Here is a 21,808-nt window from a genome sequence, read left to right as displayed (position 1 = left end):
TATAAGAGGCAAGGGAGGCAGGGCTTAGAGCCCTACCAGCAAGCCAGGGAGGCCAGCAGCACGTACCAGCTGTCCTACCACAATACCATCGATCAAATTAATGCCGATAAACACCACAATAGGTGATAGGTCGAGCATGCCCAGAGGCGGAATCACTTTCCTCACGGGGGCCATGATCGGCTCGACTAGCTGCATCACCAGTACCGCTGCAGGATGGCTGGCACGAGGGGCGACCCAGCTCAGGATGATCATCACGATCAAGGCAAAGAAATAGATTTTTAGGATGGTGCCAAGCACGGCCGCAACACCAGCAAGCGCAAGGCCGTCCAGGCGAGGCATTCCGGCACCGGCTATTTTGAGCAGGATGACAATGCTGATCACCTTGACCAGAAAGCCAGCAACAAGAGTGGCCAGGTCGAAGCGTTTCATCACTGGACCCAGAACTCCCTGGAAGGGGCGCACCACAGGTTGTGTGATCTTGACCAGTGATTGGCTGAGCGGATTGTAATAATCCGCCTGCGAGGCCTGCAGCAGGAAGCGCAGCATCAGCAGAAGCAGATAGATGTTGATGAGGGTGTTGATCAGCGAGATACCGGCGCTTCCCAGTTGACTGCCCATATGGGCTCCTCCGTCATGTAATGTGTAAGGTACTGGCTCTGTTGCTATGCAAAATCGGCATTGCCATAGCCTGCTCAAGAGAGCGCTATTTGGCCAGTTCCCTGGCCATTTCCTGAGCGCGCTTTGCACAGGCTTGCATGGCACCGTCCAGCGCTTCGCGCAGACCTGCGTGCTCCAGATGATCAATTGCGCGCTCTGTCGTACCACCTGGCGACATGACATTACGCTTGAGCTCAGCCGGGCTCTTGTCGCTGTTCATTGCCATGGATGCTGCCCCGAAGGCCGTCTGCATGGCCAGGCGACGTGCGCTTGCTGCGGGTAATCCGAGCCTGGTGGCAGCTTCTTCCATCGCCTCGAACATCAGGAAGAAATAGGCCGGTGCGCTGCCAGATACAGCGGTTACTGCATCGAGCAGGTGTTCCTCATCGACCCATTCGACGATGCCGACACTTTGTATCAGATCCGTTGCCAGGGCGCGCTGCTCGGCATTGGTGAGGGTGTTGGCATACAACCCGGCAGCACCTGCACCGACGAGTGACGGAGTGTTGGGCATGCAGCGGATGATAGCCAGTTCCCCTCCCAGCCAGCTTTCCAGCGTGTCTGACGTCAGGCCTGCTGCTATCGAAATGATCAACGGCTTGCGTGCCTGGATCGCGTCGCGCAAGTCTGCACATACGGTGTGCATGATCTGTGGTTTGACTGACATTACTACAACATCGGCTTCTGCCACAGCGGCTTGATTATCAGTAGTGGTGTTGATGCCGAGCTGCTTGGTCAGAGGCTCCAGAGTCGCCTTGCTTGTCGCGGTTGCGGTGATGGCGGAAGCGGGATAACCGCTTTGTACCATGCCGCCGAAGATCGCGCTGGCCATGTTGCCGGCGCCGATGAAGGTCACATTGCTGGCCATGCAAGGCTCCTGTGATTATGTGCAGCCATTGTTTTCAGCTGATTCCAGTTGATAGCGTGTTCTGTGGGTTAATCCCGTGCACCGAAGATAGCTGTGCCCAGACGCACCATGGTGGCTCCCTCGAAAACAGCGGCTTCCATGTCTGCGCTCATGCCCATCGACAAGGTATCCAATGGCGCATCAGGGAGGAGCTCGCGTAGATGTACGAAGGTCTGACGCAGATGGGCAAAGGGTTCACGCTGTTGTCGAGGGTTATCGGCTGGCGCTGGAATTGCCATCAGGCCGCGCAGCCTTAGGTGTGGCAATGCCGCGACCTGTCGGGCCAGTTCATCCAACTTGTCCAGTGATACGCCTGACTTGGACGCTTCGCTGCTGATATTTACCTGCAGACAGATATTGAGCGGCCCCATTTCCTCCGGACGTTGCTCAGATAGCCGTCTCGCAATTTTTTCACGGTCGACACTGTGGACCCAGTCAAAGTGGCTGGCAACTTCACGGGTCTTGTTCGACTGAAGAGGTCCGATGAAGTGCCAGACGATGTCGTCGAGGTCACCCAAGCGGTGTTGCTTGTCGATGGCTTCCTGAACGTAGTTCTCACCAAAGTTGCGTTGGCCGTGTTCATAGGCCTCACGCAGCATGTCGGCTGGTTTGGTCTTGCTGACGGCTAGCAGAAGTGCATCGTCAACGTTGCGTCCAGCATCTTGCAAGGCCTGGGACAGACGTTGTCGGGCCGAGGACAAGGATTCAGCAATTGTTGCAGTCATGGATGCGGTGTCTCACTACCATGGTGGTTGCCGCGCAACCTATAGAAAAGTGGGCGCAACACTGATGGAAAACAAGTGGATATTACCCAACTGCCCTAGTGCTCGGCAAAGCCGGGAACGAAAGCGGCAAGTATGTTCTAACGCGCATAAATACCACCCAAAACCCTGGGCCCTGCTGCACCTGTGACGGAAGGCAGGTTGCCGGGTTGCTCAAGCAGGCGCTGGCGGGCCAGCCAGGCAAAGCAGGCGGCTTCCAGCCAATCTGCTGGCCAGCCCAGTACATCTGCGTCAAGCAAGGTAGTGTTGGGCAGACGGGCCATCAAGCGACGCAGCAGGTCGCTGTTTCGAGCACCTCCACCACAAGGCACCAGTTCCATGGTGGAAGGTGCATCAAGGCGCTCACGTGCCATTTCCACGCCTTCTGCGATGCTAGCGGCGGTAAGCTCGGCCAATGTAGCCTGGACATCTTCCGGAGGCTCGTTGCCTTGCAAGTGCTGTTCGACCCAGCCGAGGTGGAACAGCTCTCGTCCGGTGCTGCGCGGTGGTGGCAAGCGGAAGAAAGGATCGTTGAGCATGTGCATCAGCAGGGTGTCATTGACCTGGCCGCTGGATGCCCAGCGACCGTCGGCGTCAAAGGCACCGCCATTGTGGCGCTCATGCCAGGCATCCAGGAGAGCATTGGCCGGACCAGTATCGAATCCCAGTGGTGCACGCTGATTGCCGAGAGGGGGAAGCAGGGTCAGATTGGCGAAGCCTCCCAGGTTGAGTACCAGGCGCCAGTGATGCGGGTGGCGAAACACGGCTTCATGGAAAATCGGCGCCAAGGGAGCGGCCTGGCCACCTGCTGCCAGGTCGCGGCGGCGGAAGTCGGCGACGACAGCGCAGCCAGTGAGTTCCGCCAGGCGGCTGGGATTATCCAGCTGCAAGGTATAAGAGGGGCCCCCAGCATGACCGTATGGGGCATGCTCGATGGTCTGGCCGTGGCTGCCGATGGCAGTGATGTCGTCAGCACTCAGATGCTGTTGCTCGAGCAGTGCCATGACGGCCTTGGCTTGGCATTGGCAAAAGCCTTCTTCCGCCAAGGCGATATCAGCGAAGGCGACTGCGTCCTGGTGGCACAGGCGCCATAGAATGCTGCGTAACTCCTCTGGCATTGCTTCCCCGTAGGAGGCTTCCAGATGCGGAGTTCCCTGTTCATCGAAGCTGACCAGAGCAGCATCGATACCGTCCAGGCTGGTTCCGGACATTAGACCAATGAAGCGTTGCATGGGGCTCGTGTCTCAACTGGAAGGAAAAGTTCATGGTAACATCCCCGCCATTCTTTATATGCCCAGGTCCGCCAAGCTTCTTGCGCGACATGAATGCTGCACGATGCAGGTGCTGCATGGAGCTATCGAGCAGGCCAAACCCATTCAGGAGTGGACACCAATGACCGATGTGGCTGATGCCCTTGCGCTGATCAAGCGCGGCACCCATGAGATCCTTCTGGAAGATGAGCTGGAGAAGAAGCTGGCTTCCGGGCGCAAGCTGCGTATCAAGGCGGGCTTCGATCCGACCGCTCCTGACCTGCACCTGGGGCATAGTGTCTTGTTGACCAAGATGCGTCAGTTTCAGGATCTTGGGCACACAGTTATCTTCCTGATTGGTGATTTCACTGGACGAATTGGTGATCCGACCGGCAAGAACATCACTCGCAAACCCTTGACGGAAGAAGAGGTCAAGGCCAACGCCCAGACCTATAAGGAACAAGTGTTCAAGATCCTTGATCCAGACAAGACCGAAGTTCGCTTCAATGCCGAGTGGTTTTCCAAGCTGAGCGCAGCAGACATGATCGAGCTGGCAGCCCAGAGCACCGTGGCGAGAATGCTCGAGCGTGACGACTTCGAGAAGCGTTACAAGGGTGGGCAATCCATTTCGATTCACGAGTTCCTCTATCCGCTGGTGCAAGGATATGACTCTGTCGCGCTGGAAGCGGATGTGGAACTTGGCGGGACAGACCAGAAGTTCAATTTGCTGATGGGCCGCGAAGTACAGAAGCATTTTGACCAGGAACCGCAGGTCGTCATCACCATGCCGCTTCTGGAAGGCCTCGATGGCGTACAGAAGATGTCCAAGTCACTGGGTAACTATGTGGGTGTGGATGAAGCCCCTGGTGCAATGTTCAACAAACTGGTGTCGATGCCTGATTCCCTGATCTGGCGTTACTTTGAGCTGCTGTCCCTCAAGGACAATGCAGAAATCGCTGAACTCAAGGAGCGCATCGAGCGTGGTGACAACCCCCGTGATATCAAGATGGAGCTGGCACGGGAACTGATAGGCCGCTATCACGGTGAAGAAGCTGCGGCCAATGCGCATCGCAGTGCAGGGAACCAGCTGGCAGAAGGCGAATTGCCGGATGACTTGCCTGAAGTGGAGATTGATTTCGAAGGCGCAGCGCAGGCACCTATTGCCGCTGTGCTCAATCGTTCCGGCTTGGCCAGCAATAGTGCCCAGGCCAAGGACATGCTGGGTAATGGCCGGGTTAAGGTCGATGGGGATGTGGTGCCTAGGGATCATATGCTGGCTGTTGGCCAAAGCTACGTGATTCAGGCTGGTAAAAAGCGCTATGCACGAGTGGTAGTAAAGTAAAAGTACAGCGTGTGATTGAGACCATCCATGGATGGTCTCAATGCCTTCGACTTTGGTGGTTATCTTTTTGCAAAAAACGCTTGCAGGGACCCAGTGAAATCCGTAAAGTACGCATCCGCTGCCGGGGACGAGACAACGTCACCAGCGGTAAGAGGTGGTAAAAGCGGTTGATTTGAAAAGACTTTTTAAGTGCTCGGTAAAATCTTTTGCTTGACGGACAGGCTGAAATCAGTAGAATGTCCGCCACTTCGAAACGAGTCGCTGATGAGGCGCTCGTTCAGACTTTCTGTCTCACTGCTTCGATGAAGCAGAGCCTTGAAAAATAGGCACTTGACGAAAGCTTCTGAGTCTGTAGAATACGCCTTCCTCGCAGGGCGATCCGCGAAGCGGATCAAGTCGCAAGACAGCGAGATGCTCTTTAACAATTGATCAGGTAATTCATGTGGGCGCTTGCCGATATGTTGGTGACAAGTCACTGAATATCAAGGCAAGCGACTCGTCAAACGAGACGTTTGAACCTTGAGCCAAGTTTGGTCCACTTAATGGACTATCAAGCTTTTAACTGAAGAGTTTGATCATGGCTCAGATTGAACGCTGGCGGCAGGCCTAACACATGCAAGTCGAGCGGAAACGATGGAAGCTTGCTTCCAGGCGTCGAGCGGCGGACGGGTGAGTAATGCATAGGAATCTGCCCGATAGTGGGGGATAACCTGGGGAAACCCAGGCTAATACCGCATACGCCCTACGGGGGAAAGCAGGGGATCTTCGGACCTTGCGCTATCGGATGAGCCTATGTCGGATTAGCTAGTTGGTGGGGTAAAGGCCCACCAAGGCGACGATCCGTAGCTGGTCTGAGAGGATGATCAGCCACATCGGGACTGAGACACGGCCCGAACTCCTACGGAGGCAGCAGTGGGAATATTGGACAATGGGCGAAAGCCTGATCCAGCCATGCCGCGTGTGTGAAGAAGGCCTTCGGGTTGTAAAGCACTTTCAGTGAGGAAGAAGGCCTTCGGGTTAATACCCTGGAGGAAGGACATCACTCACAGAAGAAGCACCGGCTAACTCCGTGCCAGCAGCCGCGGTAATACGGAGGTGCGAGCGTTAATCGGAATTACTGGGCGTAAAGCGCGCGTAGGTGGCTTGATAAGCCGGTTGTGAAAGCCCAGGCTCAACCTGGGAACGGCATCCGGAACTGTCAGGCTAGAGTGCAGGAGAGGAAGGTAGAATTCCCGGTGTAGCGGTGAAATGCGTAGAGATCGGGAGGAATACCAGTGGCGAAGGCGGCCTTCTGGACTGACACTGACACTGAGGTGCGAAAGCGTGGGTAGCAAACAGGATTAGATACCCTGGTAGTCCACGCCGTAAACGATGTCGACTAGCCGTTGGGCTCCTTGAGAGCTTTGTGGCGCAGTTAACGCGATAAGTCGACCGCCTGGGGAGTACGGCCGCAAGGTTAAAACTCAAATGAATTGACGGGGGCCCGCACAAGCGGTGGAGCATGTGGTTTAATTCGATGCAACGCGAAGAACCTTACCTACCCTTGACATCGAGAGAACTTTCCAGAGATGGATTGGTGCCTTCAGGGAACTCTCAGACAGGTGCTGCATGGCTGTCGTCAGCTCGTGTTGTGAAATGTTGGGTTAAGTCCCGTAACGAGCGCAACCCTTGTCCCTATTTGCCAGCGATTCGGTCAGGGAACTCTAGGGAGACTGCCGGTGACAAACCGGAGGAAGGTGGGGACGACGTCAAGTCATCATGGCCCTTACGGGTAGGGCTACACACGTGCTACAATGGCCGGTACAAAGGGTTGCGAAGCCGCGAGGTGGAGCTAATCCCGAAAAGCCGGTCTCAGTCCGGATCGGAGTCTGCAACTCGACTCCGTGAAGTCGGAATCGCTAGTAATCGTGAATCAGAATGTCACGGTGAATACGTTCCCGGGCCTTGTACACACCGCCCGTCACACCATGGGAGTGGACTGCACCAGAAGTGGTTAGCTTAACCTTCGGGGGAGCGATCACCACGGTGTGGTTCATGACTGGGGTGAAGTCGTAACAAGGTAGCCGTAGGGGAACCTGCGGCTGGATCACCTCCTTAATCGACAAGTCACTGACTGTCGGTAAGTGCTCACATGAATTACCTGATCGATCGAGCGTTAAGTCGTGCATGTTGCCACTGAAATGGCAATGTTCACCGCTTAGGGCTCTGGCTCTAATGCTCTTTAACAATGTATATCATGCTGACAAAGTCTCTTTCTCTTCCCGGAGAAAGAGCAACGATACGTTTCAAGCGTATCCGGCAATTGTCGTGATCGTCATCGATTGACAGACCCTTTGGGGTTATATGGTCAAGCGATGAAGCGCATACGGTGGATGCCTTGGCAGTCAGAGGCGATGAAAGACGTGGCAGCCTGCGATAAGGTTCGGCGAGGTGGCAAACAACCTGTGACCCGGACATTTCTGAATGGGGAAACCCACCCAGCATAAGCTGGGTATCTTGTACTGAATACATAGGTACAAGAGGCGAACCGGGGGAACTGAAACATCTAAGTACCCCGAGGAAAAGAAATCAACCGAGATTCCCCTAGTAGCGGCGAGCGAACGGGGACCAGCCCTTAAGCAACACAACTGGTAGGCGAACAGACTGGGAAGTCTGGCCATAGTGGGTGATAGTCCCGTAGCCGAAACCTGAGTGTTGTGAAATCGAGTAGGTCGAGGCACGTGAAACCTTGACTGAAGACGGGGGGACCATCCTCCAAGGCTAAATACTCCTGACTGACCGATAGTGAACCAGTACCGTGAGGGAAAGGCGAAAAGAACCCCGGAGAGGGAGTGAAATAGATCCTGAAACCGTATGCGTACAAGCAGTGGGAGCAGACTCGTTCTGTGACCGCGTACCTTTTGTATAATGGGTCAGCGACTTATTTTCAGTGGCGAGCTTAACCGTATAGGGGAGGCGTAGGGAAACCGAGTCTTAACTGGGCGACCAGTCGCTGGAAATAGACCCGAAACCGGGCGATCTATCCATGAGCAGGTTGAAGGTTGAGTAACATCAACTGGAGGACCGAACCAGGATCTGTTGAAAAAGATTTGGATGACTTGTGGATCGGAGTGAAAGGCTAATCAAGCCCGGAGATAGCTGGTTCTCCTCGAAAGCTATTTAGGTAGCGCCTCACGTATCACCGCCGGGGGTAGAGCACTGTTTCGGCTAGGGGGTCATCCCGACTTACCAACCCGAGGCAAACCCGAATACCGGTGAGTGCAAGCGTGGGAGACACACGGCGGGTGCTAACGTCCGTCGTGAAAAGGGAAACAACCCAGACCGTCAGCTAAGGTCCCGAAATCCTGGTTAAGTGGGAAACGATGTGGGAAGGCTTAGACAGCTAGGAGGTTGGCTTAGAAGCAGCCATCCTTTAAAGAAAGCGTAATAGCTCACTAGTCGAGTCGGCCTGCGCGGAAGATGTAACGGGCTAAACCAGGTACCGAAGCTACGGGTTCGTCGAATGACGAGCGGTAGAGGAGCGTCGTGTAAGCCGATGAAGGTGGATTGAGAAGTCTGCTGGAGGTATCACGAGTGCGAATGCTGACATGAGTAACGACAAGGGGTGAAAACTCCCCGCCGGAAGACCAAGGGTTTCTGTTCGACGCTAATCGGAGCAGAGTGAGTCGGCCCCTAAGGCGAGGCCGAAAGGCGTAGTCGATGGGAAACGGGTTAATATTCCCGTACCTCACTGTATTGCGATGGGGGGACGGAGAAGGCTAGGTGAGCCAGGCGTTGGTTGTCCTGGTGAAAGTCAGTAGGCTGGGGATTTTGGCAAATCCGGATCCCTAAGGCCGAGAGACGAGACGAACTGACTACGGTCAGGAAGTCATCGATGCCACGCTTCCAGGAAAAGCCTCTAAGCTTCAGATACAGTGGGACCGTACCCCAAACCGACACAGGTGGTCAGGTAGAGAATACCAAGGCGCTTGAGAGAACTCGGGTGAAGGAACTAGGCAAAATGGTGCCGTAACTTCGGGAGAAGGCACGCCGCATCAGGGTGACAGGACTTGCTCCTCGAGCCCGAAGCGGTCGAAGATACCAGGTGGCTGCAACTGTTTATTAAAACACAGCACTCTGCAAACTCGTAAGAGGACGTATAGGGTGTGACGCCTGCCCGGTGCCGGAAGGTTAAATGATGGTGTTAGCTCACGCGAAGCTCCTGATTGAAGCCCCGGTAAACGGCGGCCGTAACTATAACGGTCCTAAGGTAGCGAAATTCCTTGTCGGGTAAGTTCCGACCTGCACGAATGGCGTAATGATGGCCACGCTGTCTCCACCCGAGACTCAGTGAAATTGAAATCGCAGTGAAGATGCTGTGTACCCGCGGCTAGACGGAAAGACCCCGTGAACCTTTACTACAGCTTCACACTGGACGCTGATGTTGCTTGTGTAGGATAGCTGGGAGGCTTTGAAACCCGGTCGCCAGATCGAGTGGAGCCAACCTTGAAATACCAGCCTGGCATCATTGGCGTTCTAACTCAGGACCGTTATCCGGTTCGAGGACCGTGTGTGGTGGGTAGTTTGACTGGGGCGGTCTCCTCCCAAAGAGTAACGGAGGAGCACGAAGGTACCCTCAGCACGGTTGGAAATCGTGCATTGAGTGCAAGAGCATAAGGGTGCTTAACTGCGAGACAGACACGTCGAGCAGGTACGAAAGTAGGTTCTAGTGATCCGGTGGTTCTGTATGGAAGGGCCATCGCTCAACGGATAAAAGGTACTCCGGGGATAACAGGCTGATACCGCCCAAGAGTTCACATCGACGGCGGTGTTTGGCACCTCGATGTCGGCTCATCACATCCTGGGGCTGAAGTCGGTCCCAAGGGTATGGCTGTTCGCCATTTAAAGTGGTACGCGAGCTGGGTTTAGAACGTCGTGAGACAGTTCGGTCCCTATCTGCCGTGGGCGTTGGAGATTTGAAGTGCTGCTCCTAGTACGAGAGGACCGGAGTGGACGTACCTCTGGTGTTCCGGTTGTCACGCCAGTGGCATCGCCGGGTAGCTATGTACGGACGGGATAACCGCTGAAAGCATCTAAGCGGGAAGCCCCCTTCAAGATGAGATCTCCCTGAGGCCTTGAGCCTCCTAAAGGACCCAGCAAGACCAGCTGGTTGATAGGCCGGGTGTGGAAGCGCTGTGAGGCGTTGAGCTAACCGGTACTAATGGTCCGTGAGGCTTGACCATATAACACCCAAGGGGTTTTTGGTCGATGACATCACGACGAACAATTGACGGATACGTTGGAACGTGTCGGTCAGCATGATATGCATTGCCTTTTTCGCCTGACGACCATAGCGAGTGGGAACCACCTGATCCCTTGCCGAACTCAGCAGTGAAACCGCTCAGCGCCGATGGTAGTGTGGGGTCTCCCCATGTGAGAGTAGGTCATCGTCAGGCATTTATTCGAGAAGCCCCGATCATCGGAAGATGGTCGGGGTTTTTCACATTCTGAGGCAGGCGACGAGCGACGAGCACGCTGCGCTCGGGCAGCGAGCCGTGCTGTGGCACCAGGCCGCTCAAGCCCGCAATATTCAGAGCAACCCCGGTCATCAGCGATGGCTGGGGTTGTTGCGTTTACGGCCTTCAGTGGTGTCACCATGCTGCTCGTAGCTCGTAGCTCGTAGCTCGTAGCTCGTAGCTCGTAGCTCGTAGCTCGTAGCTCGTAGCTCGTAGCTCGCATCTTCCCCCTGCTTTCGATAGGCGCTAAGGGACGTTCGTTCAGCCACGCGACGATGCCGTGAGTCCCGACTGGTCTCACCCCCATGTGAGAGTCGCGGATGGCCGCCCCGATCATCGTCAGGCATTTATTCGAGAATGCCTCGGGCTCAATGAGTTCGGGGCGTTTGCATATCTGGCGATAGCGATGGCCTGTACGCCGAGAACGTACAGAAGCCGCCTTCAGGCGGACGCGGAGGGTGAGTCTCAGGCGTGAAATGAAAAGTAGGGCGCCTCTCTCACTGGGCTCAAGGACACCAGTGATCATGAGTCATCAGACACCCCTTCAGAAAGACACTGATCGTTAAAATAGGGCCGAGGTGGGCCGTGCATTCTTGACGAGACCATGAAGCCCTAGTACTTGGTAAGGCTCAGCTCAACTCAACATCATAAGGGAAGCTTGATCTGGCTTGCTTAGATAGAAGAATGTCACTTCCCTTCCCACTACCTCTGAATCTTCTTGAAAATTGAGAGTATAGGGTACATAAGCAACGGTGTTGTTATCATTTCAGCCCTGAAGCTGCTGGTAGAGCATGCCCCGTTGCTGCTAGTGCCGCACGGTATGCCGTCAGACCATTTAGAAATGCGGGAAACCCTGCATATACTGACATCTGAATAACCACTTCCAACAAGTCTTGGGGAGTGACGCCTACATTCAGCGCTCCCTTCATGTGTAATTCTAGTTGATCATGTGCATTTCCTAGGCTCACCAGGGATGCTACTGTCAGCATTTCTCTTATCTTGATATCTAGCCCCTTTCGACCAACAACAGCACCAAATACAAAGTCCGTAATGATACTTGGAAGGTCTTCATCCAGCTCTTTCAATGAATTAGTCAGTTTGTCAGCCAATCCTGGCTCAAGCTGATTCATGATGTTGCGACCGCGCAGTGTGAGATTATTATTCTGTGGCATATTTTACTCCGTGGGTGTTTTTTGAGTAATAAATGTTATTTATATGCTATTTGGCTATCCTGATTATACTTATAACCTCAATTATTTCTCACAAGTCCTACATCAAGAGGCAGTCATGAAGACTGCCTCTTGATGATGTCATGAACACAAGAGTGTTGGTTTATTAACAGCCGCTACCGCAGTCGGAGCTATCTGGTTTTGGACCATCGTCAAGAAGGTCAAATGTGAGAACTTTCAATGGGTTCTTGTCGGAAGTGTTCTTTACCCAATGTTCGACATCATTGTACTCTGAGAAGCAGTCACCTGCTTTCCAGTTAACAGGATCCTTCGATTGGTTAGTATGTTCTACCCCTGTACCTTCGAGTACGTAGAGGATGGCAGGGCGATTCTCATGTGAATGAATGGCGATGGTTCCACCGGGGCGACATTCGAGAAGTCGGCAACGCATACGTCTTTCCAGAAGAGGCTTTCCATAATCAGGAACGACGATATCTGGAATATCGATAGAGGCTAGCTCTGTTGATATTTCTTCATCATTGAGCTGAACAGGGGCTTTGGGGAATTGTACTTCTTTCATCTTGCTCTCCTATGAATTGTCCTTGTCTTGTACAAGGCATAAATTAGCTCAGGCACGGGCAAATACCTGAACCTCAACCACCCAATCAGGACTTGCTAAGCGAACAACTTGTATGGCTGCTCGTGACGGTACCTGGCCTTGTTCACTGGCAACCCATTTGTCCCAGACCTGGTTGAATGCCTCATAATCATCCATGTCTGTTAGAAAAATGTTTGCGTAAATGACATTGCTCTTATCGGTTCCAGCCCTTTCTAGCAAGTCATCAATATTTTTCAGAAGGCTTTCTGCTTGCTCGGTGACCGTCTTCCCAGAAGACACTTGCCCAGAAAGAACTAGAAGGTTACCGCTTTGCGATGCCTGGCTCATACGAGCACTCTGCTCAAATCTTTTGATTTTCATTGTGTCTCCTGGTTATGCGATTGATATTATTGTTTTATTTTATATGTTAGTGTTGCTGATTTGTGGTTCATGGGCTTATAATTAATTAATATTATAATTCCATAGGAATACTTTGTTCATGCACTCTGGATATTAAAATTTTATGATACAACCTATTATAGGCCGAATATAGTGTTCGGAAGCCCTTCGTATATATCCATGAGAAACCATAGATAAAAATTATTCTCTTCATCTTATTTCTGCAAGATTCTCATTTCTCAAGAGCTTGTAAGAAATTACCTCGTGAGGCATTTGAAAAATCATAATTTCTAGGGGGATTTTTCCACTTTTATTTTTATTTGGGTACTTTGAACTGACTCTTCCTAGAGATCATTCATTTGGTGAAACCCACGGTTTCCGGGGCAATGGGTTAGATGAAGTCTGAGGAGCTCGTCTAGATCTACGTCGAGTGAGAGTAAGGTACTGATATACCGTATTACCCTTATTCCCGGGAATAACAAGACAATACGGCATACTGGTAGAATGGGAGGAGTATATGAGCTTATAGATATGGTAAAAGCGCGTTATAAAGCGTCAGCATCGAATGCCCCGTTGACTACCGTCGACCAGAGGGCAGCGCCATCTCCGGGTCTGCGAAGGCGAAGCTCGAAGCGATAAGGTAGAAGCTCGCGGTCAGAGAGCTGGAGACGAGGGCCATCGGCGATCAGGCGGCTATCAACGAGCCACTGGTTGGTACCGACTCCGGGGGTATCGGCAGGCTGCCAGTCAAGCACCTGGGGACCATCCTGGACCCCCAGAAGCCCACGCGTCAGACTTTCCTTCACTCGGGTTTCATCGACAGTCAGGCGATGGTCCACGTTGGGAGGCGACAGCAGAAAGGTTTGGTCACGCAGCGCCGTGCCATCCAGAGCAGGTGATGTGGTCAGCTCCTTGGCAGCCTGCTGGCCCAAGCCAAGGAGTGCCTGGCGCATGGGGTCAGGTGTCTGTGAGCTACTGACACATCCCGTTGTGAAGAAGGCCAGCATTGCCAATAGCAGCAGAGGGCTATATGGGAAGGCCAGGCTAGAGAAAGTTCTTTTCAGTGCGTGTCCTGAGCGCTTGAGCATCGACTGTTTGCATTCCTGTTGCTGGGGGGGAGCCGCTCATTCAGAAAATCGCGTACGTGCTTGAACAGCTCGTCACGGATGGGCGCAGCTTCATTGACCAGATGATGCCGTGCATCGTTATGGCGGTGAACCCTGGCGTTGAGGAATTTCTTTTCCAGCACACGAAGATTCCAATTGCCATCGACGGTCAGATCCTGATCTCCCTGGAGGATCAGAGTTGGGATATGATTCGGTGGAAGCTCCATCAACCGAGGTATCCAGCGGCGCATGGCACTGACCCAACTGGTCGGCAAACGTACAGGCTGCAGCGGGTCATGTTCGCGCAGGAAAGTAGCGAAGTCGGCATCATTGGTATTGGCGCGGAACCTGCGTGGGACACTGCCAATGAATGGTCCTACCAGGCTGTGTACCCAGGCTGCACGTGTCCAGCCCATGGGGCGTACCAGTGGCGCGAGAAGGACCAGGGCTGACCAGTGCCCATCATCACCGCGAGTTAACGCATCCGTGGACAGAATGGCTGCACCCGTGCTCTGGCCTAGCCCGATCCACGGACCTGTCGCCAGACCTTCGCTATCGAGATACTGCTGTATGCTCTTCAGACAGTCGATGTAATCGTCGAAATCATCAATGTCGGCACGCTCTCCGCTGGATAAGCCATGGCCAGGGAGATCCCACAAGACAACCTGTAATCCCTCGTCCAGAAGCAGCTTGAGTAAATGACAATAGAGACCCAGGTGGTCGTAGTATCCATGTACGATGATAGCTGTGCCGCGCGGGGCCGGAGGAGTCCAGACCTGAGTCCACAGGCGAAAGCGTGCTGTAGTGATATTGCCCACCTGGAGACTGATACCATCCTGGTGCAGCTTGGCGAGCCGGTAGTGTGCCAGATAGGAGGCAAGTGGCGAGCCATTGCCAAGAGTGTCCGGCCCCACTGAAAGAAGGGTTGTGATTTCCTCAAGAGAAGTGAAATCGGTCATCGTGATCTCCAGCAAGAGCTTCCATGCTAACTAGGCTTCAGGTTTGGCACCACTGTTTCTTATTGCAGGATGAGTATCTGCTTGGACACCAATTGCAGTGAATTCCTTCCCTTCAAGGGCGTAATACAGGGCTGGAGGATTATCATTTGGTCTAGCTCTGGCATCTGGAACAAGGCTGTGGGTTTACATATGGAATAATTTTCCACAAAATTATTCGTGAGCAGTCTACCTTCCCAGTCCGGTCATTCGGTGCCAAGGGGGGCACCCTGGCCATACGAGGAGCTTCACTCATGACGCAACGCATCACCCGCCATCGCCTTCAGCTGGCAGCTGAACTGGATCAGTTCATCAATGAGCAAGCCCTACCGGGCACCGGCATTGACCCGGAGGCCTTCTGGAAAGGGGTGGACGAGATTTTCCACGACCTGGCACCAGTCAATCGCGCTCTTCTCGCTGAACGCGATGAGCTGCAGAGCAAGCTTGATGCCTGGCATCGCGAGTACCCAGGCCGGGTCACTGATATGGCGACCTATCGCGCTTTTCTGGAGAGCATTGGCTATCTGGTCGAGACTCCGGCCAGTGTCCAGGTGACGACAGAAAATGTGGATCGTGAAATCGCTGTACAGGCTGGTCCACAGCTGGTTGTGCCCGTCAACAATGCCCGTTATGCCCTGAATGCGGCCAATGCCCGCTGGGGGAGCTTGTATGATGCTCTCTACGGTACCGATGTCATCTCCGAAGAAGATGGCTGTGAAAAAGGTACCGGCTTCAATCCCAAGCGTGGTGAGAAAGTCATTTCCTACGCTCGCAATGTGCTGGATCAGGCTGTGCCCTTGGCCACCGGCTCGCACCGTGAAGCGGTGCGTTATGTCCTGAGAGATGGCCGTCTGGTGGTATCCCTGGCAGGCGGTCGTGAGACCGGCCTCAAAGAGCCCGGCAAGCTGATTGGTTATCGGGGTGAGGCTTCGGCGCCGACCTCTGTATTGCTGGCCCATCATGGGCTGCATCTGGAAATCCTGATTGATGCGGAGCATCCCATCGGCAAGATTGATCCGGCAGGGGTCAAGGACGTCAAGCTGGAGTCTGCACTGACATCCATCATGGATTGCGAGGACTCCGTCGCAGCCGTGGACGCGGAGGATAAGGTCGATGTCTATGCCAATTGGCTTGGCTTGATGAAAGGCGACCTCTCCAGTGAAGTGACCAAGGGGGGGAAATCCTTTACCAGAACCCTGAATCCTGACCTGAGCTGGACTTCGCCTGACGGCGGTGAAGTGACTCTGCCTGGTCGTTCACTGCTGTTTGTGCGCAATGTTGGTCACTTGATGACCACTCCGGCAGTGCTTGATGCCGACGGCAATGAACTCCCGGAAGGTATCCTCGACGGTATCGTGACGTCCTTGATTGCTCTGCACGACTTGCAGAAGCCGGAGGGGGCAGCGCGAAACTCCCGCACTGGCTCCGTATACATCGTCAAGCCGAAGATGCATGGTCCCAAGGAAGTCGCTTTTGCCAATACCCTGTTTGATCGCGTCGAGGATGTATTGGGCCTGGCCCGAAATACCCTCAAGGTGGGGGTGATGGATGAAGAGAGGCGTACTTCTGTCAACTTGAAAGCTTGCATTCAAGCTGCATCCGAACGTCTGGTGTTTATCAACACAGGGTTCCTGGACCGTACTGGCGATGAAATGCATACCGCGATGGCCGCGGGACCGATGGTGCGCAAGGGTGATATGAAGGGAGAGGCCTGGATTCAAGCCTATGAGCGCAGCAATGTGCTGGTTGGCCTGGCTTGTGGCCTGCGTGGCCGTGCTCAGATCGGCAAGGGCATGTGGGCCATGCCGGACCTGATGGCGGCCATGATCGAGCAGAAGATCGGTCATCCCAAGGCGGGGGCCAATACTGCCTGGGTACCTTCTCCTACTGCAGCGACCCTGCATGCGCTGCATTACCATCAAGTGGATGTGTCTGCTGTTCAGCGAGAACTGGAGAAGCAGGACGAAAGCGCTTTGCGCGACGAACTGCTGGAAGGACTGCTGAGCGTACCTGTGGCAGCCGACCCCAACTGGAGTGATGCTGAGCGGCAACAAGAACTGGATAACAACTGTCAGGGCATTCTCGGTTATGTGGTGCGTTGGGTGGAGCAAGGTGTCGGTTGTTCCAAAGTGCCGGATATTCATGATGTAGGGCTGATGGAGGACCGTGCAACCCTGCGTATCTCCAGCCAGCACATAGCCAACTGGCTGCGCCATGATGTGGTCACTATCGACCAGGTCAAGAAGACTCTGGAGCGTATGGCTGAAGTGGTCGATGCTCAGAATCAGGGGGATCCGAACTATACTCCCATGACAGGTAACTTCGAGGGCTCTTGCGCTTTCCAGGCGGCGACTGATTTGATCTTCAAGGGATGTGAACAGCCTGCTGGCTACACGGAACCGCTTCTGCACCATTGGCGTCTGGTGCATAAGGCCAAGGGCGCCTAGGAAATACAGCAGATTCCTCCTAGGCCAAGCTGAGTGTTCCTTTCGACGCCTCATCGCTTGACGATGGGGCGTCATCTTATGTAAGCAGATCTTGCTATTAAGAAGAGCTTCGGGCACGCATGCGCTATCGTGGAACAAGGACTGACTCAGGGAGAGCCCCATGACCGTGATGACAGCCGCCGCTATCGAGGACTTTCTAGATGAAGTGTTTCCTCAACGACAGGGCACCATCGAAGCTGTCGGGGATATGCGGGCCACGATGAGCCTGGCCATTGAAGACGAGCACTTGAGACCGGGGGCCTGTGTATCTGGGCCGACCATGATGGGGTTGGCAGATGTTTGTCTTTATGTGGCTATCCTGGCACAGGTCGGCCCCGAACCCATGGCCGTGACGACAGACCTCAACTGCCACTTTCTACGCCGAGCCAGGGGCGATCGCGACTTGATTGCCAATGCCCGGATCATCAAGCTTGGGCGGCGTCTGGCTGTCGGCGAGGTACAGCTATTCTCTGATGGCGATGAGGCACCGGTCGCCCATATCACGGCGACATATGTACTGCCCGATGGTGATTGAGCCGGTCAGATAGCCATGGAAGAGGAAGGTTAACGCCCCTGACGCAATATGCCGACTGTCAGTGTTACCCACCCTGCAATCAGCAGAAGCCCCCCTATGGGTGTGATGATGCCGAAGGCACCGAGGCTATGCCCGGAGAGTTCGGCGATGGCCATGGCATAGAGCGATCCGGAAAACAGTAATACCCCTCCTGCCCACAGCATCAAGGCAAGGTGCTGTGCGAAGAAGCGAATATGTTGACGCCAGGCCAACAACGCCATGGCCGCCAGGGTGTGCCAGGCTTGATAACGCACACCGGTTATGAAGGCATTTTCCAGGCGCAATGGAAGTCGACCGGACAGGCCATGGGCAGCGAAGGCTCCTAGTATGACAACTACTGCACCTGAGATGGCCAGCGTGGCCCACCAACGACGCTCCTGCATGACTTGAACCTCTTCTCGGCCTGGTTGATGAGACGTATGCATAGGTGCCAACCGTACCCCGATAGGCCGCAAACCGCTACAATGAAGGGCCGTGTGTTTTGATGACCCAGCTCAACATCCACGCCTAGCAATAGGCAAACGTAATAACGGCCAAGTTCAACAACGAGGTGGCCATGCAGATTCAGCTCAACGGTGAGCCACATGCTTTGGAGCATACGCAGACAGTCGCAGATCTGGTCGAGTCGCTCGGCCTGAGTGGGCGGCGTATTGCTATCGAACTCAATGAGGATATTCTGCCGCGCAGCTTGCACGCAGAGACATCTCTCAATGATGGTGATCGTATCGAGATTGTTCATGCCATTGGCGGTGGCTAGTAATAACCGCCTGCTGCCAGAGCCTTCCGTACATCACCCAGGTCTTGTACCCACTGCGCCAACAAGAGCAGTTATTTGCGTACAGGCCTTTGACCCAGGAAACAGGATTCATGACCGAGATTCAGGACAGCCCGTTCCGCGTGGCCGGCCATACCTTTTCTTCACGTCTGCTGGTTGGTACCGGCAAATACAAGGACTTCGAGGAGACCGGACAGGCCATAGCTGCCAGCGGGGCTGACGTAGTCACCTTCGCCGTGCGTCGAACCAACCTTGGCCAGGAGGCCGGTCAACCCAACCTGCTTGATGTCATCTCACCTGACCGCTATACCCTGCTACCCAATACCGCTGGCTGTTATACCGCCAAGGATGCCGTACGCACCTGCCGCCTGGCCCGAGAATTGCTGGATGGCCACAAGCTGGTCAAGCTCGAAGTACTGGGCGACGACAACACCCTTTATCCCAACGTGGTGGAAACTCTGAAGGCTGCTGAAACCCTGGTGGGTGAAGGGTTCGACGTGATGGTCTATACCAGTGATGATCCCATTGTGGCCAAGGAACTGGAAGCTATCGGCTGCTGCGCGGTCATGCCGCTCGGCTCTTTGATCGGCTCTGGTCACGGAATCCAGAACCCCTACAACGTGCGCCTGATCATCGAGCAAGCCCAGGTGCCGGTATTGGTTGATGCTGGAATTGGTACTGCGTCCGAGGCCGCCATGGCGATGGAGCTGGGTTGCGATGGTGTGCTGATGAATTCAGCCATTGCTCATGCCAGTGCCCCTGTGCTCATGGCACAGGCAATGAAACACGCTGTAGTTGCCGGTCGTCAGGCCTTCCTCGCAGGGCGCATGCCGCGTCGTGATGGTGCCGAAGCCTCCTCGCCCTCTGCTGGCCGTATCAACGAATAGTGACAAGGCTGTCCAATTTACATGCTGAGCTTGGTGGCGGACGCCAGAAGGTCCGCCGTTGAGTCCTTTTTTCAAGATTCATAGAGTATGTCCCTGTATGACGGATCCCCAACACCAGGACGAAGGTTCTTCTGCGTCCAAGACAACAGGCCCAGAATCTCCTGATGCTCCATTGCATCGTCGAGGTATCAAGAGCTACGTTATCCGCGCCGGACGCATGACGGAAGCGCAGACCCGTGGACTGGAAGAAGTTTGGCCGCGTTTAGGTCTCACCATTGCTGATGGTCCTCAAAACCTGGATACGTTATTTGGCCGTGTTGCCCCTCGCGTGGCGGAAGTGGGCTTCGGCATGGGGAAGTCGCTGATTGAACAAGCCGAGCGGCATCCGGAAGTCGACTTTATCGGTATTGAAGTTCATGCACCGGGGGTCGGCAAACTGTTGGATGAAGCGGACAAGCGAGGGCTGACCAATATCCGTGTGTACCGTGAAGATGCCTTGGCGGTGCTTGAGCAATGCTTGCCTGCCGACAGCCTGACGACATTCCAGTTGTTCTTTCCTGACCCCTGGCCAAAGAAGAAACATCACAAACGCCGTATTGTACAGCCTGCCTTTGTCGAGTTGATTCGCACCCGCTTGAAAGCGGGAGGTACCTTGCATATGGCAACCGACTGGGAGGCTTATGCAGAGTGGATGGTGGAGGTGATGGATGCTGCTCCCGGCTATACCAACACAGCAGAGCCTGAAACCTCCCCTTATGTGCCTCGCCCGGACTTTCGGCCCTTGACCAAGTTTGAGGCTCGTGGGGAACGTCTGGGACATGGGGTATGGGATCTGATTTATCGCCGCGACTAGCCCACGCAGCAATTGACCCCCTGCCAAGCCAGGCAAAAGCGTGTTTCTCCAGGCGATACCGCTATTTCTCTCGTAGTCGATACTAAAAAGCCGCTCCTGAATTCAGGAGCGGCGAAGGACCGTGACTAGCAATGAGGAGGAGAAACCAGACTGCGACTGGCAAGCCTTGTGTCTGGCACCGGCGGCTCATCAAACGCCGATGAATTGAAGTTAAACCATTCTCATTTAGACGTCAACGCAAACGAGAATATTTTTTATTTATGCGTTTGCTGTGCCGTTTTACCTGTCTGTTTCATCTTTCCGTTTCGCCAATGAAGAGCCGTATCGAAAGATGATTGCGTCATGTCGCTAAGCCATCACGCAGTGGTGGAAGAAAAAAGAAAAGCCGCTCCTGATTCAGGAGCGGCGAAAGGACCGTGACTAGCAATGAGGAGGAGAAACCAGACAACGACTGGCAAGCCTTGTGTCTGGCACCGGCGGCTCATTAAACGCCGATGAATTGAAACTAAACCATTCTCATTTACTCGTCAACATGAATGAGACTTTTTTTTATTCAGGTTTTTTTGCCAAGCTCTGCCTGGCCAGAATGCTTTTCAGCTTCCTACCAGACGCATCCACAGTGGTAGTGTCAGCATGGCCAGCAGTGTTTGAGCGGTGATCAACCCTGCCATGAGATCGGCGTCGCCACCAAGCTGTCGGGCCAGGATGTAGGCCGACGTTGCTGTAGGCAGGGCAGCGAACAGCAAGGCCACATCCTGGCTGACTCTGTCCAGGCCAAACACCCAACCCAATATGAGGACCAGTACAGGCATCAGGACGAGCTTGACCAAGCTCGAGACCCATAGACCTAGATCCCTGCGAAGCAAGGCGTGAGGCCGGAGTGCAACACCCACTGCTACTAGCCCCAAAGGCAAGGCGGCTCTTCCCAGAAGCTCCAGGCTACCGGCACTCCATCCAGGAAGGCCAATGCCTGAGAGGTTTAACCCGATACCTGCAAGACAGGCCAGTATCAAAGGGTTCTGAACCAGTGCGCCGAGGCTCTTCCAGAAGCCGGAGCGGCCGAGAGTTCCTGCGGCAATGAAGGTCAGTACGCAGAGCACATTGACGACGGGAATCATCAAGGCCAATGCCACAGCTGCAACCGTAGCGCCATGGGAGCCATGCAGGGCCGCGGCACCAGCGACACCGACGTAGGTGTTGAAACGAACAGCCCCCTGGAAGACAGAGGTGAAGGCGGCAGCCGTCAGACCCAGTCGAGGCCTGGCCCACCAGAGCAGAGCGCTGAATACGGCCATGGCACCCAGCAGGGTTATTGCAATGCTGACGACAGGTACTCGTGAAATGTCTGCCCGCGCCAGGGTGGCGATGAGCATGGCGGGGAATAGCAGGAAGTAGATCAGTTTCTCCATGCGCGTCCAGAAATCCCCGCCGGGGATGCGCAGGGCCCCAAGCACAGCACCAAGCAAGATGAGAAGAAACAAAGGTCCTAATGCTTCGGCGATACCTGCCATGATGACTCCCTTTGTGAACCTCGTGCGGGCACTGCGACATCAA

The 21,808-nt window shown here is 54.4% G+C and carries 17 protein-coding genes and 3 rRNA genes; 9 read left to right on the top strand and 11 right to left on the bottom strand.

Annotated elements, in window-relative coordinates; translation table 11 throughout:
• Positions 1–24: 24 nt before the first annotated feature.
• From E4T21_RS19810 to E4T21_RS19795, 4 genes are all read right to left on the bottom strand, one after another.
• Complete coding sequence (locus E4T21_RS19810) at positions 25–618, bottom strand: YggT family protein (protein WP_149286669.1); 594 nt, start codon at positions 616–618, stop codon at positions 25–27.
• Positions 619–703: 85 nt separating this feature from the next.
• Positions 704–1,525, bottom strand: coding sequence for a pyrroline-5-carboxylate reductase (gene proC, locus E4T21_RS19805; RefSeq protein WP_149286668.1), 822 nt, complete (start codon positions 1,523–1,525; stop codon positions 704–706).
• 68 nt (positions 1,526–1,593) lie between these two features.
• Positions 1,594–2,289 (bottom strand): YggS family pyridoxal phosphate-dependent enzyme, encoded by a 696-nt coding sequence (locus tag E4T21_RS19800; protein ID WP_149286667.1) that lies wholly within the window; start codon positions 2,287–2,289, stop codon positions 1,594–1,596.
• Positions 2,290–2,426: 137 nt separating this feature from the next.
• Positions 2,427–3,557 (bottom strand): anhydro-N-acetylmuramic acid kinase, encoded by a 1,131-nt coding sequence (locus tag E4T21_RS19795; protein ID WP_149286666.1) that lies wholly within the window; start codon positions 3,555–3,557, stop codon positions 2,427–2,429.
• 160 nt (positions 3,558–3,717) lie between these two features.
• On the opposite strand from E4T21_RS19795, the gene tyrS reads away from it, so the two are divergent.
• The 4 genes from tyrS (at position 3,718) to rrf (ending at position 10,352) form a co-directional block, all read left to right on the top strand.
• Positions 3,718–4,917, top strand: coding sequence for a tyrosine--tRNA ligase (gene tyrS, locus E4T21_RS19790; protein ID WP_149287338.1), 1,200 nt, complete (start codon positions 3,718–3,720; stop codon positions 4,915–4,917).
• 559 nt (positions 4,918–5,476) lie between these two features.
• Positions 5,477–7,014: ribosomal RNA gene (locus E4T21_RS19785) — 16S ribosomal RNA — on the top strand.
• 248 nt (positions 7,015–7,262) lie between these two features.
• Positions 7,263–10,139, top strand: a 23S ribosomal RNA gene (locus E4T21_RS19780).
• A gap of 97 nt (positions 10,140–10,236) precedes the next feature.
• A 5S ribosomal RNA gene (gene rrf, locus E4T21_RS19775) occupies positions 10,237–10,352 on the top strand.
• The 16S, 23S and 5S rRNA genes sit together here, the layout of an rRNA operon.
• A gap of 821 nt (positions 10,353–11,173) precedes the next feature.
• Here the strand turns inward: rrf and E4T21_RS19770 are convergent.
• The 5 genes from E4T21_RS19770 to E4T21_RS19750 all read right to left on the bottom strand — a co-directional run bounded on the left by E4T21_RS19770 (position 11,174) and on the right by E4T21_RS19750 (position 14,643).
• Positions 11,174–11,584: a carboxymuconolactone decarboxylase family protein gene (locus E4T21_RS19770; RefSeq protein WP_149286665.1), complete on the bottom strand. Its 411-nt coding sequence runs from the start codon at positions 11,582–11,584 to the stop codon at positions 11,174–11,176.
• A 163-nt stretch (positions 11,585–11,747) separates the two neighbouring features.
• Positions 11,748–12,161 (bottom strand): cupin domain-containing protein, encoded by a 414-nt coding sequence (locus E4T21_RS19765; RefSeq protein ID WP_149286664.1) that lies wholly within the window; start codon positions 12,159–12,161, stop codon positions 11,748–11,750.
• Positions 12,162–12,209: 48 nt separating this feature from the next.
• Positions 12,210–12,560, bottom strand: coding sequence for a RidA family protein (locus tag E4T21_RS19760; RefSeq protein WP_149286663.1), 351 nt, complete (start codon positions 12,558–12,560; stop codon positions 12,210–12,212).
• 563 nt (positions 12,561–13,123) lie between these two features.
• Positions 13,124–13,666, bottom strand: a complete 543-nt coding sequence (locus E4T21_RS19755; protein WP_149286662.1) for a hypothetical protein — start codon at positions 13,664–13,666, stop codon at positions 13,124–13,126.
• Positions 13,639–14,643, bottom strand: a complete 1,005-nt coding sequence (locus E4T21_RS19750; protein WP_149286661.1) for an alpha/beta hydrolase — start codon at positions 14,641–14,643, stop codon at positions 13,639–13,641. Before E4T21_RS19750 ends, E4T21_RS19755 begins: the two co-directional genes overlap by 28 nt.
• A gap of 290 nt (positions 14,644–14,933) precedes the next feature.
• Between E4T21_RS19750 and E4T21_RS19745 the strand changes: the two genes are divergently transcribed.
• Together E4T21_RS19745 and E4T21_RS19740 are read left to right on the top strand one after the other, a co-directional pair.
• Complete coding sequence (locus E4T21_RS19745; RefSeq protein ID WP_149286660.1) at positions 14,934–17,126, top strand: malate synthase G; 2,193 nt, start codon at positions 14,934–14,936, stop codon at positions 17,124–17,126.
• 160 nt (positions 17,127–17,286) lie between these two features.
• Positions 17,287–17,700 (top strand): PaaI family thioesterase, encoded by a 414-nt coding sequence (locus tag E4T21_RS19740; protein ID WP_149286659.1) that lies wholly within the window; start codon positions 17,287–17,289, stop codon positions 17,698–17,700.
• Between the two features lie 29 nt (positions 17,701–17,729).
• Here the strand turns inward: E4T21_RS19740 and E4T21_RS19735 are convergent, their stop codons facing one another.
• The gene (locus tag E4T21_RS19735; protein ID WP_149286658.1) at positions 17,730–18,122 is read right to left on the bottom strand and encodes a DUF423 domain-containing protein; all 393 of its coding nucleotides are present in this window, start codon (positions 18,120–18,122) and stop codon (positions 17,730–17,732) included.
• 173 nt (positions 18,123–18,295) lie between these two features.
• On the opposite strand from E4T21_RS19735, the gene thiS reads away from it, so the two are divergent.
• From thiS to trmB, 3 genes are all read left to right on the top strand, one after another.
• Positions 18,296–18,496 (top strand): sulfur carrier protein ThiS, encoded by a 201-nt coding sequence (gene thiS / locus E4T21_RS19730; RefSeq protein ID WP_187775050.1) that lies wholly within the window; start codon positions 18,296–18,298, stop codon positions 18,494–18,496.
• 110 nt (positions 18,497–18,606) lie between these two features.
• Positions 18,607–19,401 carry a thiazole synthase gene (locus E4T21_RS19725; RefSeq protein ID WP_149286656.1) on the top strand — a complete coding sequence of 265 codons (795 nt, stop codon included), beginning with the start codon at positions 18,607–18,609 and terminating at the stop codon, positions 19,399–19,401.
• 97 nt (positions 19,402–19,498) lie between these two features.
• On the top strand, positions 19,499–20,254 hold the full coding sequence (trmB, locus tag E4T21_RS19720) for a tRNA (guanosine(46)-N7)-methyltransferase TrmB (RefSeq protein ID WP_149286655.1): 756 nt from the start codon (positions 19,499–19,501) through the stop codon (positions 20,252–20,254).
• A gap of 593 nt (positions 20,255–20,847) precedes the next feature.
• On the opposite strand, the gene E4T21_RS19715 is transcribed toward trmB, so the two are convergent.
• Positions 20,848–21,765, bottom strand: a complete 918-nt coding sequence (locus tag E4T21_RS19715) for an AEC family transporter (RefSeq protein WP_149286654.1) — start codon at positions 21,763–21,765, stop codon at positions 20,848–20,850.
• Positions 21,766–21,808: the final 43 nt, after the last annotated feature.

The sequence above is a fragment of the Halomonas binhaiensis genome, assembly GCF_008329985.2.
GTDB lineage: Bacteria > Pseudomonadota > Gammaproteobacteria > Pseudomonadales > Halomonadaceae > Halomonas > Halomonas binhaiensis.
Note: the sequence above shows the minus strand (reverse complement) of the source record. Positions and strands in the feature narration are given on the sequence as shown.

Coding starts and splice junctions, on each gene's coding strand:
- E4T21_RS19810 (WP_149286669.1), bottom strand. CDS start 618: ATGGGCAGTCAACTGGGAAGCGCCGGTATCTCGCTGATCAACACCCTC.
- proC (WP_149286668.1), bottom strand. CDS start 1,525: ATGGCCAGCAATGTGACCTTCATCGGCGCCGGCAACATGGCCAGCGCG.
- E4T21_RS19800 (WP_149286667.1), bottom strand. CDS start 2,289: ATGACTGCAACAATTGCTGAATCCTTGTCCTCGGCCCGACAACGTCTG.
- E4T21_RS19795 (WP_149286666.1), bottom strand. CDS start 3,557: ATGCAACGCTTCATTGGTCTAATGTCCGGAACCAGCCTGGACGGTATC.
- tyrS (WP_149287338.1), top strand. CDS start 3,718: ATGACCGATGTGGCTGATGCCCTTGCGCTGATCAAGCGCGGCACCCAT.
- E4T21_RS19770 (WP_149286665.1), bottom strand. CDS start 11,584: ATGCCACAGAATAATAATCTCACACTGCGCGGTCGCAACATCATGAAT.
- E4T21_RS19765 (WP_149286664.1), bottom strand. CDS start 12,161: ATGAAAGAAGTACAATTCCCCAAAGCCCCTGTTCAGCTCAATGATGAA.
- E4T21_RS19760 (WP_149286663.1), bottom strand. CDS start 12,560: ATGAAAATCAAAAGATTTGAGCAGAGTGCTCGTATGAGCCAGGCATCG.
- E4T21_RS19755 (WP_149286662.1), bottom strand. CDS start 13,666: ATGCTCAAGCGCTCAGGACACGCACTGAAAAGAACTTTCTCTAGCCTG.
- E4T21_RS19750 (WP_149286661.1), bottom strand. CDS start 14,643: ATGACCGATTTCACTTCTCTTGAGGAAATCACAACCCTTCTTTCAGTG.
- E4T21_RS19745 (WP_149286660.1), top strand. CDS start 14,934: ATGACGCAACGCATCACCCGCCATCGCCTTCAGCTGGCAGCTGAACTG.
- E4T21_RS19740 (WP_149286659.1), top strand. CDS start 17,287: ATGACCGTGATGACAGCCGCCGCTATCGAGGACTTTCTAGATGAAGTG.
- E4T21_RS19735 (WP_149286658.1), bottom strand. CDS start 18,122: ATGCAGGAGCGTCGTTGGTGGGCCACGCTGGCCATCTCAGGTGCAGTA.
- thiS (WP_187775050.1), top strand. CDS start 18,296: ATGCAGATTCAGCTCAACGGTGAGCCACATGCTTTGGAGCATACGCAG.
- E4T21_RS19725 (WP_149286656.1), top strand. CDS start 18,607: ATGACCGAGATTCAGGACAGCCCGTTCCGCGTGGCCGGCCATACCTTT.
- trmB (WP_149286655.1), top strand. CDS start 19,499: ATGACGGATCCCCAACACCAGGACGAAGGTTCTTCTGCGTCCAAGACA.
- E4T21_RS19715 (WP_149286654.1), bottom strand. CDS start 21,765: ATGGCAGGTATCGCCGAAGCATTAGGACCTTTGTTTCTTCTCATCTTG.